At 73.7% G+C, this 16,701-nt stretch carries 13 protein-coding genes; 6 read left to right on the forward strand and 7 right to left on the reverse strand.

Annotated elements, in window-relative coordinates; genetic code table 11:
- Positions 1-3: 3 nt before the first annotated feature.
- The 4 genes from ACZ7JA_RS33975 to rsmH all read right to left on the reverse strand — a co-directional run bounded on the left by ACZ7JA_RS33975 (position 4) and on the right by rsmH (position 5,289).
- Positions 4-1,521, reverse strand: a complete 1,518-nt coding sequence (locus tag ACZ7JA_RS33975; protein WP_351670568.1) for a UDP-N-acetylmuramoyl-L-alanyl-D-glutamate--2,6-diaminopimelate ligase — start codon at positions 1,519-1,521, stop codon at positions 4-6.
- Positions 1,522-1,684: 163 nt separating this feature from the next.
- Positions 1,685-3,685 carry a peptidoglycan D,D-transpeptidase FtsI family protein gene (locus ACZ7JA_RS33980; protein ID WP_470812260.1) on the reverse strand — a complete coding sequence of 667 codons (2,001 nt, stop codon included), beginning with the start codon at positions 3,683-3,685 and terminating at the stop codon, positions 1,685-1,687.
- Positions 3,686-3,690: 5 nt separating this feature from the next.
- Positions 3,691-4,269: a cell division protein FtsL gene (gene ftsL / locus ACZ7JA_RS33985; protein ID WP_351670538.1), complete on the reverse strand. Its 579-nt coding sequence runs from the start codon at positions 4,267-4,269 to the stop codon at positions 3,691-3,693.
- Positions 4,270-4,332: 63 nt separating this feature from the next.
- On the reverse strand, positions 4,333-5,289 hold the full coding sequence (gene rsmH / locus ACZ7JA_RS33990) for a 16S rRNA (cytosine(1402)-N(4))-methyltransferase RsmH (protein ID WP_351670541.1): 957 nt from the start codon (positions 5,287-5,289) through the stop codon (positions 4,333-4,335).
- A gap of 384 nt (positions 5,290-5,673) precedes the next feature.
- Between rsmH and ACZ7JA_RS33995 the strand changes: the two genes are divergently transcribed.
- From ACZ7JA_RS33995 to ACZ7JA_RS34010, 4 genes are all read left to right on the forward strand, one after another.
- Positions 5,674-6,219: a beta-class carbonic anhydrase gene (locus tag ACZ7JA_RS33995; RefSeq protein ID WP_470812262.1), complete on the forward strand. Its 546-nt coding sequence runs from the start codon at positions 5,674-5,676 to the stop codon at positions 6,217-6,219.
- Positions 6,220-6,484: 265 nt separating this feature from the next.
- Positions 6,485-7,525, forward strand: a complete 1,041-nt coding sequence (locus ACZ7JA_RS34000; protein ID WP_393431502.1) for an AAA family ATPase — start codon at positions 6,485-6,487, stop codon at positions 7,523-7,525.
- Entirely contained in the window at positions 7,525-8,883 is a 1,359-nt protein-coding gene (locus ACZ7JA_RS34005; RefSeq protein ID WP_389452121.1) for a DUF58 domain-containing protein, read from the forward strand. The genes ACZ7JA_RS34000 and ACZ7JA_RS34005 overlap by 1 nt, the downstream gene beginning before the upstream one ends.
- On the forward strand, positions 8,883-11,273 hold the full coding sequence (locus tag ACZ7JA_RS34010) for a transglutaminase TgpA family protein (RefSeq protein ID WP_389452124.1): 2,391 nt from the start codon (positions 8,883-8,885) through the stop codon (positions 11,271-11,273). The genes ACZ7JA_RS34005 and ACZ7JA_RS34010 overlap by 1 nt, the downstream gene beginning before the upstream one ends.
- Positions 11,274-11,408: 135 nt before the next feature.
- Here the strand turns inward: ACZ7JA_RS34010 and ACZ7JA_RS34015 are convergent, their stop codons facing one another.
- The 3 genes from ACZ7JA_RS34015 to ACZ7JA_RS34025 form a co-directional block, all read right to left on the reverse strand.
- On the reverse strand, positions 11,409-11,795 hold the full coding sequence (locus ACZ7JA_RS34015; RefSeq protein ID WP_145875246.1) for a DUF3040 domain-containing protein: 387 nt from the start codon (positions 11,793-11,795) through the stop codon (positions 11,409-11,411).
- Positions 11,796-12,071: 276 nt separating this feature from the next.
- The gene (locus tag ACZ7JA_RS34020; protein WP_351672769.1) at positions 12,072-12,842 is read right to left on the reverse strand and encodes a methyltransferase; all 771 of its coding nucleotides are present in this window, start codon (positions 12,840-12,842) and stop codon (positions 12,072-12,074) included.
- Between the two features lie 179 nt (positions 12,843-13,021).
- Positions 13,022-13,582, reverse strand: a complete 561-nt coding sequence (locus ACZ7JA_RS34025) for an SAV_6107 family HEPN domain-containing protein (protein ID WP_351672767.1) — start codon at positions 13,580-13,582, stop codon at positions 13,022-13,024.
- Positions 13,583-13,748: 166 nt separating this feature from the next.
- On the opposite strand from ACZ7JA_RS34025, the gene ACZ7JA_RS34030 reads away from it, so the two are divergent.
- Complete coding sequence (locus ACZ7JA_RS34030) at positions 13,749-14,603, forward strand: ATP-binding cassette domain-containing protein (RefSeq protein WP_470812265.1); 855 nt, start codon at positions 13,749-13,751, stop codon at positions 14,601-14,603.
- Complete coding sequence (locus ACZ7JA_RS34035; RefSeq protein ID WP_470812267.1) at positions 14,575-16,659, forward strand: YhgE/Pip family protein; 2,085 nt, start codon at positions 14,575-14,577, stop codon at positions 16,657-16,659. The genes ACZ7JA_RS34030 and ACZ7JA_RS34035 overlap by 29 nt, the downstream gene beginning before the upstream one ends.
- The last annotated feature ends 42 nt before the right edge of the window (positions 16,660-16,701 follow it).

The raw sequence follows: 16,701 nt of genomic DNA on the forward strand, positions 1-16,701 counted from the left end.
AGTTCATCCCTGGGTCTTCTGGATAGCTTCGCGAAGCACCTGGCGGTCGTCGAACGGACGGACCACGCCGGCGATGTCCTGGCCCTGCTCGTGGCCCTTGCCCGCGACCAGCACGGTGTCCCCGGCGTGCGCCCGGGCGACGGTGGCGGCGATCGCGGCGGCCCGGTCCTCGAACAGGAGCACCTCGCCGCGCTCGTGGGAGGGCACGGAGGCCGCGCCCTGGAGCATGGTCGCGAGGATGGCCAGCGGGTCCTCGGAACGGGGGTTGTCGGAGGTCAGTACGGCCGTGTCGGCGAGCCGGGCCGCGGCGGCGCCCATCGGGGCGCGCTTGGTCTGGTCGCGGTCGCCGCCGCAGCCGAGGACGACGTGCAGCCGGCCCTTGGTGACCTTGCGCAGCGCCTTGAGGACCGACTCGACCGCGTCGGTCTTGTGGGCGTAGTCCACGACCGCGAGGTAGGGCTGCCCGGCGTCCACGCGCTCCAGGCGGCCGGGCACGCCCGGTACGGCGGCGATGCCGTCGGCGGCGGCCTGCGGGTCGAGGCCGGCCACCGCGAGGGCGACGATGGCGGCGAGGGTGTTCGCCACGTTGAACGGGCCGGCCAGCGGCGACCTGGCCTGGACCCGCTCGCCGCCCGGGCCGAGGACGGTGAACGCCGAGTCCATGGGTCCGACCTGGACGTCCTGCGCCCGCCAGTCGGCGTCCGGGTGGCCCTCGGCGGAGTAGGTGACGACCGGGACGGTCGCCTCCCGGGCGAGCCGGCGGCCGTACTCGTCGTCGGTGTTGACGACGCCGAGCCTGCTGCGCTCCGGCGTGAAGAGCTGCGCCTTGGCCCGGAAGTAGTCCTCCATGTCGGAGTGGAACTCCATGTGTTCCGGGCTGAGGTTGGTGAAGACGGCGATGTCGAAGACGCAGCCGTCGACCCGGCCGAGGACCAGGGCGTGGCTGGAGACCTCCATGGCGACGGCCTCGACGCCGCGTTCGCGCATGACGGCGAACAGCGCCTGCAGGTCGGTGGCTTCGGGGGTGGTGCGCTCGGACTTGATGCGCTCGTCGCCGACGCGCATCTCGACGGTGCCGATGAGGCCCGTGGTGCGGGCGGTCTTCAGGCCGCCCTCGACCAGGTAGGCGGTGGTGGTCTTGCCCGAGGTGCCGGTGATGCCGATCTGGAGCAGATCGCGGCCCGGGTCGCCGTAGATCGTGGTCGCCAGTGCGCCCATCCGCGCGCGCGGGTCGTCGACGACCAGGACCGGCAGGCCGGTCGCGGCGGCCCGTTCGGCGCCCGTCGGGTCGGTCAGCACGGCGACGGCGCCGAGGCCGGCGGCCTGGGTGACGAAGTCGGCGCCGTGCAGGCGGGCACCCGGCAGGGCGGCGTACAGGTCGCCGGGGCGGACCGCGCGCGAGTCGTGGGTGATGCCCGTGACCTCGGCGGCGCCCTCGGCGGCGGTACCCAGCTGATCGGCCAGCTCCGCGAGGGGTGTGGCGGAGACCTGAACCGGTCGCGGCGGTCCCGGATATGTCACGGAAGCGCCCTTCTGGGTGATGTGGGACTGATCAGCGTGTGGCACGGCGGTGAGCGTACCGGGCGTACCGGCTCCGGAGCGAAGCGAGGGCTCCTGGGCGCCCTGGTTGCCGGGGTCGGGAGTGATCGTTGTCACGAGTGGTTCCTGGTCTTTCCGAGGCTGATCAGGGCTTGTAGTCGACGGGCAGGTTCGCGGCCTTCGCGCCGGTCGGCGGCACCTGCAGCGTCTTCAGCGCGAACTCCATCACCTGCTTGTAGACGGGGCCGCAGATCTGGCCGCCGAAGTAGCTGCCGGACGTGGCGTTCTGGATGGCGCAGTACACGGTGATCCGCGGCTTGTCCGCGGGTGCGAACCCGGCGAACGACGAGGTGTATCCGCGGTATCTGCCGGTGGCCGGATCCACTCGGTTCGCCGTGCCGGTCTTGCCCGCGACCCGGTACCCCGGGATGCGGGCCTTGATGCCGGTGCCCTGCTCGTCGTCCACCACGGACTCCAGCATCTGGGCGACGGACTTGGCCGTCTTCGCGCTGACCACACGGGTCTTCGCGGGCTGGGGGGCGGGCGTGAAGCGGCCGTCGGCGCCCCGGGTGCCCCGCACCAGGGTCGGCGCGACGCGGACGCCGCCGTTGGCGATCGTCGAGTACACGGAGGCGGCCTGCATGGCGCTCAGGGAGAAACCCTGGCCGAAAGGGATCGTGTACTGCTGCGAGGTCGACCAGTCCCCGGGGGCGGCGAGGATGCCCTTGGTCTCGCCGGGGAAGCCGAGCCCGGTGGGGCGGCCGATGCCGAACTCGCGCAGGTAGGAGTAGAGGACCTTGTTGGCCTCGGGCTGGGACTTGCCGAGCTGGCCGGTGGCGAGGATCGTGCCGATGTTGCTGGACTTGGCGAGCACGCCGTTGAGGGTGAGGTACCAGGTGGCGTGGTCGACGTCGTCCTGGAAGAGCCGGTCGCCCCGGTGCAGCCGGTTGGGGACGACGACGTGGGTGAGCGGGGTGGCCGCGTTCTCCTCCAGCACGGCCGCCATGGACATCACCTTGGCGGTGGAGCCGGGCTCGAAGGCGTCCTGGACGGCCGCGTTGCCCATGGCCTCCGCGTCGGCCTTCGACAGGTCGTTCGGGTCGAAGCCGGGCGAGTTGGCCATGGCCAGGATCTGGCCGCTGCGGGTGTCCTGGACGATGACGTAGCCGCGGTCCGCCCGGGACTTCCTCACCTGCTCCGAGATGGCGTTCTGGGCGGCCCACTGGATGTCGCGGTCGATGGTGAGTTCGACGTCGCTGCCGGGTACGGCGGGGGTCTCGGTCGAGCCCGCGGTGGGCACCTCGCGGCCGCCGGACTGGGCGTAGCGGATCTTGCCGTCCTTGCCGGACAGCTGCCCGTTCAGCTCCTGCTCGATGCCGCCGCCGCCCCGGCCGTCGGCGTTGACCCAGCCCAGTATCCCGGCGGCGAGGTCGCCGTTGGGGTACACGCGCTGGCTGCTGGGGTCGGCGAAGACGCCGGCGAGCACGTTCGGCGCCTTGCCGTCGGAGCCGGCCTTCTTGGTGAGGGCGGCCTTCAGGTCCTTGATCTGCTTCCAGACCTGCGGTGTCTGACGCACGGCCAGCTTGGCGTAGCGGGACAGCTTGTTCTTGGGCCGGAGCTTCCCGACAAGCGTCTCCTGGTCCTGGCCGAGGATCGGCGCGAGCAGGGCGGCCGCCTGCTCGGGCCCGTCGTCGATCTTCAGCTGCTTGCGGCTGAACATCGTGGGGTCGGCCGTGATGTCGTAGGCGTCCTCGCTGATGGCGAGGGCCACGCCGTTGCGGTCGGTGATCCCGCCGCGGTCCGCGGCCAGGGTGTGCACGACGTAGCGGTTCTGCTCGGCCTTGGCGGCGTAGGCGTGCGCGTCGACGGCCTGGACCTGGAGCAGCCGTACGACGAAGGCGCTCATCACCAGGGTGAGGGCGAGGCCCACCATGCGCAGCCGGGGCCTGGGCCGGCCGAGCCGGAGCGGCGGCGGGGGCATGGGCCGGGCTCCGGCCGGCCTGCGGCCCTGACGGGTGCCGGGCCCGGGCTGCCGCCGGACGGGGCCCCGCGCCCGGGGGTCGGCCCGGTCCGGGCGGGGCCGGGCACTCGGGGAAGGCTTCGCGGGGCCGGGCACGCGGCGGCGCGGCGGTTCCCTGTCGGACACTTCCGTCACCTGCCGGAGGTCGGGGTGGGGGCGGGCTGGAGGGTGGAGAGCGGCGCCACCGCCGCTGCCGGATCGGTGGTCACCGGGGTGGGGGCCGCGGGGGTGGGCGTCGGGCCCGCGGGGGCCGTGGCGCCGGGGCTCTGCGCCGGCGAGGACGGCGGGCCGGCGGCGGGGGTGACGGTCCGCGGGGCGGCCGGGCCCTCGAGGGCGGCCGGTTCGGGGCTCGCGGCGCCGGGTACGCCCCGGACGGTTCCGCCGGGGTCCAGGAAGGCCGGGTCGCCGCCGGGGACCATGCCCAGTTCACGGGCGCGGCGCTGGAGGGCGTCGGGGGACGAGTAGCCGTCGATGTCCCGCTGGAGCGCCTGTTCCTCGTCGGTGAGGCTCTTCGTCTGCTTGCGCAGGGCGTCGAGCCGGAACGAGCCCTCGCTGAGCGCGGAGTTCAGCACCAGCAGCCCGATGAGGCCGCCGCCGAGCAGCAGGACGACGAGCAGGACGAACGGGGCGCGGGCCGCTCGGGCGCGGCCGGCCGGGAGGAGCCGGGCGAGCCGGGCGGCCCTCCCCCTCAGTTCGGGTTTCCTACTCACTGGGCCTCCGGTGGCTCCGGTGCGCCGACGGGTGAGTCCGGGAACCCAGCCGACCCGTTCCGCTCACTCGGCGTCCTCCCTGATGCGCTCGGCGCCGCGCAGCCGGGCCGGGGCGGCCCGGCGGTTCTCGGCGATCTCTTCCTCGGTGGGAAGTTCGGCACCGCGCGTGAGCAGCTTGAGCCGCGGCTGGTAGCGCTCGGGCACGACGGGCAGTCCGGGCGGCGCGGTGGTGGCGGCGCCGGCCGCGAACACCTGTTTCACCAGCCGGTCCTCCAGGGAGTGGTAGGACAGCACGGCGACCCGCCCGCCGACGCCGATGGCCTTGACCGCCGCCGGGATGGCCCGCTCCAGGACGGACAGCTCGCCGTTCACCTCGATGCGCAGGGCCTGGAAGGTGCGCTTGGCCGGGTTGCCGCCGGTCCGCTTGGCGGCCTGCGGCAGCGCGTCCCGGATCAGCTCGACGAGCCGTGCGCTGTTGCTGAACGGCTCCTTCTCGCGTTCCCGGACGATCGCCGAGACGATCCGCTTGGCCTGCTTCTCCTCGCCGTAGGCGCGCAGGATCCGCACCAGTTCGCCCGGCGGGTAGGTGTTGAGCACCTCGGCGGCGCTGATGCCGGTCGTCTGGTCCATCCGCATGTCGAGCGGGGCGTCCTGGGCGTAGGCGAAGCCGCGGTCGGCCTCGTCGAGCTGCATGGACGACACGCCGAGGTCGAACAGGACGCCCTGCACGCGGGCGACGCCGAGCCGGTCCAGGACCTCGGGCAGCTCGTCGTACACCGCGTGCACGAGGGTGGCCCGGTCCCCGTACGGCGCCAGCCGCTCACCCGACAGGCGCAGCGCCTCCTTGTCCCGGTCGAGGCCGATCAGCCGCGCCTCGGGGAACCGGCTCAGCAGCGCCTCGCTGTGGCCGCCGAGGCCGAGGGTGCAGTCGACGACCACCGCTCCCGGCCGCTCCAGGGCGGGCGCCAGCAGGTCCAGGCACCGCTGGAGCATCACCGGGACGTGTCGACTGTCGCTCAAGGGGGCCTCTCGTTTCCGGCGGGCCGTACGCACCGCCGGGTCCCCGCCCGCTCCGTGAAGGGGAGGCCCGCCGGCGCCGGAAGCGTCGGCCGGCCGGGAGCGGGAGGAGGCCGAGCCGTACGTACGCGCCGCGCACGTGGGGAGCCGGTCCGGGTGAGGGCCGGGGTCTCCGGGGGATTCACCAGCAGGGAGAGCCGCGCCTCCCGCTTCGCGTCACTTTAGTCCACCGTGTCGCGCGGTCAATCAACCGGCCTGCGCGTCGCCCGACCGGGCCCGATTGCGGTTCGCGCTGCGTGTGGAGTCGCTCACAGCAAGCCACAATGGCGTTCTTTGTCCGCTCTGCACAGCAGGACCGGAAGGGGGATGACCAGTACGGTCTTCGGTATGACGACTTCTGTAGCAGCCAACGGGCCCGATGGAACCATAGCGGGTGACGGCACCGTGACCGACCGTCTCCTCGAGGCCAACGAGCGGTACGCCGCCGAGTTCGGCGACCCCGGGATGGACGCCCGGCCCGTCCTGCGTGTCGCCGTCGTGGCCTGCATGGACGCCCGTCTCGACCTGCACAAGGCCCTCGGCCTGCAGCTCGGCGACTGCCACACCATCCGCAACGCGGGCGGGGTCGTCACCGACGACGTGATCCGGTCCCTGACCATCAGCCAGCGGGCGCTCGGCACCCGCAGCGTGGTGCTGATCCACCACACCGGATGCGGCATGGAGTCCATCACCGAGGAGTTCCGGCACGAGCTGGAGCTGGAGGTCGGCCAGCGCCCCGCGTGGCCGGTGGAGGCCTTCCGGGACGTCGACCAGGACGTGCGGCAGTCGATGCAGCGCGTGCGCACCTCGCCGTTCCTGCTGCACACCGACGACGTGCGCGGTTTCGTGTTCGACGTCAGGACCGGCCGGCTGCGCGAGATCGACCCCGCCTGACGAGGGCGCACCGGCCCGCCCCGGGCACCCCGCGTCGCGCGGGCGCTTCCGTCGCCGCACCTGGAGAACGGCGGCCGAAAAGGCCGTAAGACCGACATAGTGCGGGCAGTTGTCCACAGGCGAGTGACACGAATCGGTAACGGCGGCAAGAATGCGGGGTGTGGCGTCGTCCGGAACCCTTCCGGCGCGATGCCCGTGTTTCGGGGTGGGCCGGTTTCGCAGCACAGAGCGTCGGCCCGAGTAAGAACGGGCCGAGGAGGGCCGGGTGACGACCTATGACGATCGAGCGAGCCTCACGGATCTGACCGCCACTGCGGAGCGTGTCCGCAGTTCGGTGGAGGGTGTGATCGAGGGCAAGCCCGAGGTCGTACGGCTTTCGCTGACCGTGCTGCTCGCCGAGGGACACCTGCTGATCGAGGATGTCCCCGGCGTGGGCAAGACGATGCTGGCCAAGGCGCTGGCGCGGTCCATCGACTGCTCGGTGCGGCGTATCCAGTTCACGCCCGACCTGCTGCCCTCGGACATCACGGGCGTGTCCATCTGGGACCAGCAGCGCCGGGACTTCGAGTTCAAGCCGGGCGCCATCTTCGCCCAGATCGTGATCGGCGACGAGATCAACCGCGCCTCGCCGAAGACCCAGTCGGCCCTGCTGGAGTCCATGGAGGAACGGCAGGTCACCATCGACGGGCAGAGCTACGAACTGCCCAGCCCGTTCATGGTGGTGGCCACGCAGAACCCGGTGGAGATGGAGGGCACCTACCCGCTGCCCGAGGCCCAGCGCGACCGCTTCATGGCCCGGGTCTCCGTCGGCTACCCGAGCGTGGAGGCCGAGCTGCAGATGCTCGACGTCCACGGCGGGGTGAGCCCGCTGGAGGACCTGCAGCCGGTGGCGCACGCGCACGACATCGTGAAGCTGATCGAGGCCGTGCGCGGGGTGCACGTGGCCGAGGCGGTGCGCCGGTACGCGGTGGAACTGGTCGCGGCCACCCGCACCCACCCCGATCTCAGACTCGGCGCGTCCCCGCGCGCGACCCTGCATCTGCTGCGCGCCGCCAAGGCGTCCGCCGCCCTCGCCGGCCGGGACTACGCGCTCCCGGACGACGTGCAGGAGCTCGCCGTCGCGGTCCTCGCCCACCGGCTGCTGCCCACGGCGCAGGCCCAGCTCAACCGGCGCACGGCCGAACAGGTGGTGCTGGAGATCCTGCAGCACACCGCCGTGCCCGCGTCGCCGCAGCGGCACGGCGGCTTCGGCTCGCTGGGCCGGACCATGCCCGCCTACCCCCAGCAGCCCCCGCGGGGACTTTGATGAGCACCGGGGGGGCGGGGCGGGCGGAGCCGGACCGCGGGGACGCGGGCGGCGTCCGTACCGCCCTGGCGGGGCTCACCACGCGCGGACGCTCCTTCCTCGCGGCCGGTGTCGCGGCCGCGGTCTGCGCGTACGTGCTGGGCCAGAGCGATCTGCTGCGGGTCGGCCTGCTGCTGGCGGTGCTGCCCCTGCTCTGCGCGGCCGTGCTGTACCGCACGCGCTACCGGGTGGCCGGCAGCCGCCGGCTCTCCCCCGCGCGCGTGCCCGCCGCCGGCGAGGCGCGGGTGCACCTGCGGATGGACAACGTCTCCCGGCTGCCCACCGGCCTGCTGATGCTCCAGGACCGGGTGCCCTACGTCCTCGGGCCCCGGCCCCGCTTCGTGCTGGACCGGGTGGAGCCGGGCGGGCGCCGCGAGGTGTCGTACCGGGTCCGCTCGGACCTGCGCGGCCGCTATCCGCTGGGTCCGCTGCAACTGCGCCTGACCGACCCGTTCGGGATGTGCGAGCTGACGCGGTCCTTCTCGACGTACGACACGCTGACCGTCATACCGCGCACGGAGCCGCTGTCACCGGTCCGGTTCAGCGGCGAGGCCAAGGGGTACGGCGACGGACGGCAGCGGTCACTGGCGCTGGCCGGCGAGGACGACGTGATCCCGCGCGGCTACCGGTACGGCGACGACCTGCGCCGGGTGCACTGGCGCTCCACCGCGCGCTACGGCGAGCTGATGGTGCGCCGCGAGGAGCAGCCGCGGCGCTCGCGCTGCACGGTGCTGCTGGACACCCGGGCGATCGGCTACGAGGGCGCGGGCCCCGACTCGGCGTTCGAGTGGGCCGTCTCCGGCGCCGCCTCGGTCCTGACGCACCTGCTCGAACAGGGTTTCTCCGTGCGCCTGCTGACGGACGGCGGCACGTCGGTGCCCGGCGAGGGCGCCGACGGGTTCGCGGGCAGCGGACCGGACAGCGCGGACGCGGCCGGGCTGATGATGGACACCCTCGCGGTGATCGACCACTCCGACGGCACGAACCTGTCCCGGGCCTACGACTCGCTGCGCGGCGGTAACGAGGGACTGCTGGTGGCCTTCCTCGGCGACCTGGACGAGGAACAGGCCGCGGTGGTCGCCAAGATGCGCCAGCGCAGCGGCGGAGCGCTGGCGTTCGTCCTGGACCCGGACGCGTGGGTGCGGGACACGACCGGTGCGCGGGCTCCCGGCGGCCGGCACCGGGAGCGGCTGCGCATGCTCCGCGAGGCGGGCTGGACGGCACTGGGCGTACCGCGCGGAGCGTCGCTGAACGATCTGTGGCGGCAGGCGGACCGGGAGCGCTCGGGGCTGACCGGCGTCGGCGGGGAGGCACTGTGATGAGCGGGCGGGCCCGACTGGCCCTGTACGCCGCCGCGGCCACGCTGATGACGGCGTGCGCGCTGCTGCCCCTCGTCGACCAGCCGACGTGGCTGTTCACGACGATCCTGCTGGTCGGCGTGCAGACGGGGGTGGGCGCGGCGGCCCGGCGGGTGCCGCTGGCGCGGCCGCTGACCGTGGCGGCGCAGGCCCTGGTCACGCTGATGCTGCTGACCCTGGTCTTCGCCCGGCGGCAGGCGGCCGGCGGGCTGATCCCCGGCCCGGAGGCGTTCCGGTACTTCGGCGACCTGCTCCAGCAGGGCTCGGACGACGTCAGCCGGTACGCGATACCGGCGCCGCTCACCGACGGCATCGAGCTGATGCTGATCGGCGGGGTCCTGGTGATCGGCCTGCTGGTCGACACCCTGGCGGTGACCTTCCGCAGCGCGGCCCCGGCCGGGCTGCCGCTGCTCGCGCTGTACTCGGTGGCCGCCGGGCTGTCCGACAGCGGCACCGACTGGCTGTCCTTCCTGTTCGCGGCGGCCGGGTATCTGATGCTGCTGCTCGCCGAGAGCCGGGACCGGCTGGCCCAGTGGGGCCGTGTCTTCGGGGGCGCCTCCCGTGAGCCGGGAGGGCCGGAGGGCGGGGCGGTGGCGCCGGTGCGCGCCGGGCGCCGGCTCGGCGCGGTGGCCCTCGGCGTCGCCGTGCTGGTGCCGGCCATCCCGCTGTTCTCGATCCAGGGCGGACTGCTGGACGCCACGGGGACGGGCGTCGGCGCGGGCCGCGGCGGGGGCGGCACGATCTCCGCGGTCAACCCGCTGGTGTCGCTGCGCGACAGCCTGAACGTGGAGAACGACCGCCAGGTGCTGTCGCTGCGGACCACGGCGGGCGACTTGTCGGACATGTACCTGCGGATAGTGTCCCTGGACGACTTCGACGGCACGACCTGGAAGCCGTCCCAGCGGCACATCGTCGCCGTGCCCGACGTCCTCCCGTCCCCCGCCGGCCTGGGCGCGGACGTCAAGCGCGGCACGGTGCGCACCAGGATCACCGCGGCGGACTGGTACGCCCAGGACTGGCTGCCGATGCCGTACCCGCCGAGCAGGGTGAGCATCAGCGGCAACTGGCGGTACGAGCCGGTCGGCATGACGCTCGTCGGCGACCACGGCCAGAACACACGCGGCGAGGTCTACGAGGTGCGCAGCCTCGACGTGCGGCCGACCGCCGCCGAACTGGCCGACGCCCCGCAGGCGCCCGCGGCCCTGCGGCGCGAGTACACCAAGGTGCCGTCCAGGCTGCCGAAGGTGGTGGCCAGGACCGCCGAGGAGATCACCGCCGGTTCCTCCAGCCATTACGACGAGGCGGTCAAGCTCCAGGACTGGTTCGCGGTGAACGGCGGCTTCCAGTACGACACCGAGGTCGAGGTCGGCCAGGGCCCGGACGCGATCGCGAACTTCCTGCGCAAGAAGCAGGGCTTCTGCGTGCACTTCTCCTTCGCGATGGCCGCGATGGCCCGCACGCTGGGCATCCCGGCCAGGGTCGCGGTGGGCTTCGCGCCCGGCACCCCGCAGGGGGACGGCTCGGTCTCGGTGTCGCTGAAGGACGCGCACGCCTGGCCCGAGCTGTACTTCGAGGGCGTGGGCTGGACCCGCTTCGAGCCGACCCCGACCCGGGGCACGGTTCCCTCGTACACCCAGTCGGACACGCCGGGTACGTCGCAGCCCGACGAGGTCCTGCCGTCGCGCGGGGCGTCGCAGGCGCCCTCGGCCGCGGCCTCGCCGAGCGAGAGCTGCTCGGCGCAGCTGCGCAAGCTGGAGGCGTGCGACAGCCCGGCCGCGGCGGTCGCGCGTCCCGGCGACGGGGGCGGCGGCTGGGACCTGCTGTGGCTCGGGCTGACCGGGCTCGGTGTCCTGGCCGTGCTCGCGCTGCCGTTCCTGCCGCTGCTGTGGCGGGCCAGGTTGCGCGCCGTCCGGCTGGGCGGGCACCCGCGGACGGCGGACGGCGCCGCCGCCCACGCGCTGCTGGCCTGGCAGGAGCTGACCGACAGCGCCTGGGACCTCGGCATCCTCCCCGACGAGTCGCTGACCCCGCGCAACGCGGCGGCCAGGATCGTGCGGCTGGGCCGTCTCGACGCGGCCGCCGGGGCCGCGGTGAACCGGGTGGCGGACGCGCTGGAGCAGGTGCTGTACGCGCCGCGGCCGCGGCCGGTGGCGGGCCTCGCCGAGGACGTGCGCCGGGTGGTCGCCGCCCTGCACGGAGGTGTGCGCCGGGGGACGAGGCTGCGGGCGCTGTTCGCGCCGCGTTCGGCCGTGCGGGTGCTGTGGGCGGCGTCGGACCGGTGGGCGGCGCTCAGGGAGCGGGCGGTGGCGGCCCGGCCGTCGTGGCTCCGGCCGTCGGGCCAGCGGGGCTGAGACCGGCGGAGCCGCCGGCCGGCGGCTCCGGGGCATGCGTGAGGGGTGACCACCGGACGGTGGTCACCCCTCACGCATGTCCGTCGCCGAAGTCGGCCGCCTCCGTGCCCGCGCGGCCCGGTAGGGCGCGGGCGGTCAGTGGCCCTGCTGCTCGTCGCGGCGGCGCTGCCAGCGCTGTTCGATCCGGTCCATCATGGAGCGCTTCTGCCGAACCTGGCGGCGGGGGGCGGCCGCGGGCTGCTCGCCCGGCTTGGGCGCCTTGCGCCAGCCGGTGACGGCGAGCACGGCGCAGCCGAGCATCACCAGGAAGCCCACCACGCTGACCCAGATCTGCTGCGCGACCATTCCGGCCATGAGGAGCGCGATACCCACGAGGAAGCCCACGACCGCCTGGTAGACCCGCCGCCGGGTGTACGTCCGCAGCCCACTTCCCTCAAGCGCCGACGCGAACTTGGGATCTTCGGCGTACAGCGCTCGCTCCATCTGCTCGAGCATGCGCTGCTCGTGCTCCGAGAGCGGCACGGAGTCCTCCTCATCGTGCAGTCGCCGGGGCGACCCGGGGGGTCCCTTCAGGATAGGCAGGGAATCGCCCCCGTGAAACCCGCCCCTCTGCGCCAATTGGCCAACCGGAATCCATCCTGGCCGTCCCGGCTCGCTGAGGCTTCCATTCCCCGGCGGCCGACCCGTCATGCCGGACGGCGTACCTCGATCATACGGCGCAAACCGCTCGATCGGGTGTCTTGTGGCGTACTCCATCCGCCGCCGAGCCCCTGATCAGCGGCTCGTCACAGGGAGCACTCAGGCCTCGGCGGCCGCCCGCGTCTCGCCGAGCACATGGAGCTGGGTGGCGACCGAGTGGAACGAGGGCAGCTCGGCGGCCGCCGCCTCGAGCTTCAGCAGGGCGTCCATGGCGCCGGGCTCGGTGTCCACCAGGACGCCGGGCACCAGATCGGCGAAGACCCGTACGCCGTGCACGGCGCCGACCCGCAGGCCCGCGCCCTCCACCAGCGCGGTGAGCTGCTCGGCGGTGAAGCGGCGCGGCACCGGGTCCCCGGCGCCCCAGCGGCCCTCGGGGTCCTGGAGGGCCTGCTTGGCCTCCTTGAAGTGGCCGGCCAGGGCCCGGGCGAGCACGGCTCCGCCGAGGCCGGCGGCGAGCAGGCTGAGCACACCCTCGGAGCGCAGCGCGGCCACCGCGTTGCGCACGCCCTCGGCCGGGTCGTCCACGTACTCCAGCACCCCGTGGCACAGCACCACGTCGTGGCCGCCGCGCTCGACCACGTCGAACAGGCCGTGGGCGTCGCCCTGGACGCCCCTGACCCGGTCGGCGACACCGGCCTCGGCGGCGCGGCGCTCGAGGGCGAACAGCGCGTTGGGGCTGGGGTCGACGACGGTGACCCGGTGGCCGAGGCCGGCCAGGGGCACGGCGAAGTTGCCGCTGCCGCCCCCGGTGTCGAGGACGTCCAGCGATTCCCGCCCCGTGGCCTTGATCCGGCGGTCGAGGGCGTCCTGGAGTACCTCCCAGACCACTGCGGTACGGAGGGAGGAACGGGGGCGCATCGGGTCCGACACGGCAGTTGACTCCTCGGCGCGGCACCGCCTGTTGCCCGGCGGCGCGAACGGGGTGCCTCCCCGGCCCGGGTGCGGGAGGAGGGAAGGCTTCAGGCGCCTCCACCCTATTGCCTCCGCCGCCGTACCCGGTCATCGCGGTGGGGTGGGCCGTGTCCGTCTCGCAGGGCGGACGGCCGAGGTCAGCCCGCGTCCGGGAGGTCGTCGCGGGCGGGTGGGCCCGGCGGCTCCCCGGCGTCCTGACGGGGCCGGGGCAGGACGGGCTGGAGCACCAGCATCCGCTCGACGATGCGGAGGAACATCGCCACGTCGCGTATCAGGTCGTCGGCGTCCCGCCGGCCGGCGGCGCCCTGGATGCCCGCCTCGGCGCGGGCCCGGCGGGCGGCGCCGGAGGCGAAGAGCGCGCTCCACTCGGTCAGTTCGGGGGCTATCTCGGGCAGCACCTCCCAGGCGCTGCGGATCCGGGCCCGGCGGCGCGGGGAGGTCTCGGGACGGCCCCGGGCCGCGAGCACCGCGGCGGCGGTGCGCAGGGCGGCGAGATGGGCGGTCGCGTAACGCTCGTTGGGCGTCTCAAGGCGGCCGGCCTCCTCGAGTCCGGCGGTGGCCTGGGCGAGCAGGTCGAGGACGGCGGGCGGGGCCGTGGCCCGGCGGAGCACGGGGTGCACGTCGCTCGCCGGGCCGGTCAGTGAGGGGGCAGGGCCGGTGGCGCGGCGCCGGTGGGCGGCTGCGGACGGGTTGGCCATGACGAACCTCCTGTCGTCTGGTGACGGCACGGGTGCCGTATGTGCCCATCGTGAGGTATGGCACTGACAATCCGTTCTGACCTGCCGCTTTGCTTCGATCAGGGGTTCGGGAGTAGTTTTGTACTGACCAGTCAGTGCAAAAACAGGACGAGCAAGGGGGAGGCTTGTGGACGGCGCGCATCTCATCGCCGAGGGCCTCGGGCTCAAGGGACCCCGGGGGTGGGTCTTCCGGGACGTCACGCTCGACGCGGAGCCCGGCTCACTGATCGCGATCGAGGGACCGTCCGGCTCCGGCCGCACGTGTCTGCTGCTCGCGCTCACCGGACGGATGAAGCCCACCGAGGGAGTGGCCGCGGTGGCCGGCTTCAAACTCCCCCGGCACATGGCCGCCGTGCGCCGGGTCGGCGCCGTGGCCAACGTCGCCGGCGTCACCGATCTGGAACCGGCCCTGACCGTCGGGGAGCACCTGCGCGAACGGGCCCTGCTGCAGCACCGGTTCGGCGACTCGCTGCGGGACGTGCTGCGGCCCCGCCGGGACCGCGCCCACGAGGCCCGGCTGCGCGTCGACGCGGCCCTGGCCGCCGCCGGACTCGATCCGGAGACGCTCCCCAAGGGGTCCAGGACCGCCGTGCGGGACCTGGAGCGGCCGGCGGAACTGCGGCTGTCCATCGCGCTCGCCCTCCTCAGCCGGCCGCGGCTGCTCGGGGTGGACGACATCGACATGAAGCTCTCCGACGCCGAGCGCGAGGGCATCTGGGACCTGCTGCGGTCCCTCACGCGCGCGGGCACGACGGTGGTGGCCGTGTGCCGCACCGCCCCCGCGGACTGCCTCACCGTCTCCACCGCGGCCGTAGGCGAGAGCGACGGCGCCGACGGGCCCGAGCCGGCCGGCGACGGCGCCCCGGCGACCGACGACGCCACCCCCGAAGCCACCCCGGACACCGCGGACACCGCGGACACCGCCGCCGACGACGACCGGAAGGAGGAGGCGGATGCGCACCCCCAGGTTGGCCGCGCTTGAGCTGAGGCGCTTCGGACGGGGGAAGCTGCCGCGCGCCGCCCTGGTCGCGCTGCTCGTGCTGCCCCTGCTGTACGGCGCCCTGTACCTGTGGTCCTTCTGGGACCCCTACGGCCGTCTGGACCGTATCCCGGTCGCCCTGGTGAACGACGACAAGGGCGCCACGGCGGGCGGGAAGAAGGTCACCGCCGGCGACGACATCGCGGCCGGCCTGCGCGACAGCCGCACCTTCGAGTGGCACGAGGTGAGCGACGCCGAGGCCCGCAAGGGCGTCGAGGACGGCACCTACTACCTGTCGCTGACCATGCCCGCCGACTTCAGCGGCCGCATCGCGTCCAGCTCCGGAGACTCCCCCGAGACGAGCGCGCTCCGGGTGCGCACCAACGACGCGAACAACTACATCGTCGGCCAGATCTCCCGGACCGTCTTCAACGAGGTCCGGTCGGCCGCCTCCAGCAAGGCGTCCCGGACCTTCCTGGACCGGATCTTCATCTCCTTCTCCGACATCCACGGCAAGACCGTGACCGCCGCCAAGGGCGCCGACCGCCTCAAGGGGGGCATCGGCAAGGCGGAGAAGGGCTCCAAGGACCTCGCGGCCGGCCTGAAGGACGCCAAGAGCGGCAGCGGCAAGCTGGCCAAGGGGCTCAAGAAGCTCGACACCGGCGCGGGCAGGGTGGAGGACGGCTCCCGGCGGGTCGCGGACGGCACCCAGACCCTCGCGGACAACGTCAACGGCGTCTACAAGCAGGCCGGTCCGTTCCTCAAGGACAACGAGAAGACCATCGGGGACACCGCCCGGCTGGTCGCCGACTCGGCCAGGACCGTCCGGCGCAACCTCGGGGTCATGGTGAAGCTCGCGCCCGGCGCCGCAAGGACCGCCCACGCCTCCTCGGCCGCGCTGGACGAGGTCTACCGCACCCGCTGCGAGAAGGCGGTGATCGACGACCCGGCCTGCCCGGACCTGAAGAAGGCCAAGCAGGCGGCGGCCGACGTGGCCACCGTGGCCGACGACCTCAACACGCTGATCGCCGACCAGGACGGCTCCCTGAAGACCATGCGGGCCAACCTCGCCACGCTCCAGAAGCAGGCCGAGGCGCTCGCCGCGCGCGCCCCGCACCTCTACGAGGACGTCGACGACGCCGTCAAGAGGATCAACGCGCTGAACGACGGCGCGGCCCAGGTCGCCGCCGGCGCCAAGAAGCTGCACGCCGGGATCGGCACCGCCGGCACCGGCGCGGACAAGCTCGACAAGGGCATCGGAACCGCGGCGTCCGGCGCGCAGACCCTCAGCGGCGGCATGTACAAGCTGGTCGACGGCTCCGGCAGGCTGGCCGGCGGGCTGCACGACGGCGCGAAGAAGATCCCCGACTACGACAAGCAGGACCGCGACCGGCGCACCGGCGTGATGGCCGACCCGGTCCAGCTCGCCTCCCACGACCTGCACAAGGCGCCCAACTACGGCACCGGCTTCGCCCCGTACTTCATACCGCTGTCCCTGTGGGTGGGCGCGATGGTGGCGTACATGCTGATCCCGCCGCTCAACCGGCGTGCGCTCGCGGCCGGTTCGCCGGCCTGGAGGATCGCGCTGGCCGGCTGGCTGCCCGTGGCCGCGGTGGGTGTGCTGCAGACGGCCGCGCTGATGGCCGTGCTGCACTGGGCGGTCGGGCTGCAGATGACGCGGGCGGCGGGCACGGTCGGGTTCCTGTTCCTGGTGGCGGCGTGCTTCGCGGCGATCGTGCAGTGGCTCAACGCCCGCTTCGGCGCGGCGGGCCGGATCCTGGTGCTGGCGCTGCTGATGCTCCAGCTCACCTCGGCGGGCGGCACCTACCCGGTGCAGACCAGCCCGGGCTTCTTCAACGCCATCCACCCGTTCCTGCCGATGAGCTACATCGTGGAGGCCCTGCGCCGGCTGATCACGGGCGGCGGGCTCGGCCCGGTCTGGCAGGCGTGCGGCGTGCTGGCCGCCTTCACGGCGGGCGCGCTCGCGCTGACCGCCCTGGCGGCCCGGCGCCGCCAGGTGTGGACGCTGGACCGGCTGCACCCGGAGCTGAGCCTGTGATCCCCGGGACGTCCCCGCACGCGCGCGTACCTGTGACAATCG

The sequence above is a fragment of the Streptomyces sp. NPDC038135 genome, from assembly GCF_055601245.1.

What these genes read in the sequence shown, in the direction of transcription:
- ACZ7JA_RS33995 (WP_470812262.1), top strand. Translation starts at nt 5,674, where the DNA reads ATGACGACTTCTGTAGCAGCCAACGGGCCCGATGGAACCATAGCGGGT.
- ACZ7JA_RS34005 (WP_389452121.1), top strand. Translation starts at nt 7,525, where the DNA reads ATGAGCACCGGGGGGGCGGGGCGGGCGGAGCCGGACCGCGGGGACGCG.
- ACZ7JA_RS34010 (WP_389452124.1), top strand. Translation starts at nt 8,883, where the DNA reads ATGAGCGGGCGGGCCCGACTGGCCCTGTACGCCGCCGCGGCCACGCTG.
- ACZ7JA_RS34025 (WP_351672767.1), bottom strand. Translation starts at nt 13,582, where the DNA reads ATGGCCAACCCGTCCGCAGCCGCCCACCGGCGCCGCGCCACCGGCCCT.
- ACZ7JA_RS34035 (WP_470812267.1), top strand. Translation starts at nt 14,575, where the DNA reads ATGCGCACCCCCAGGTTGGCCGCGCTTGAGCTGAGGCGCTTCGGACGG.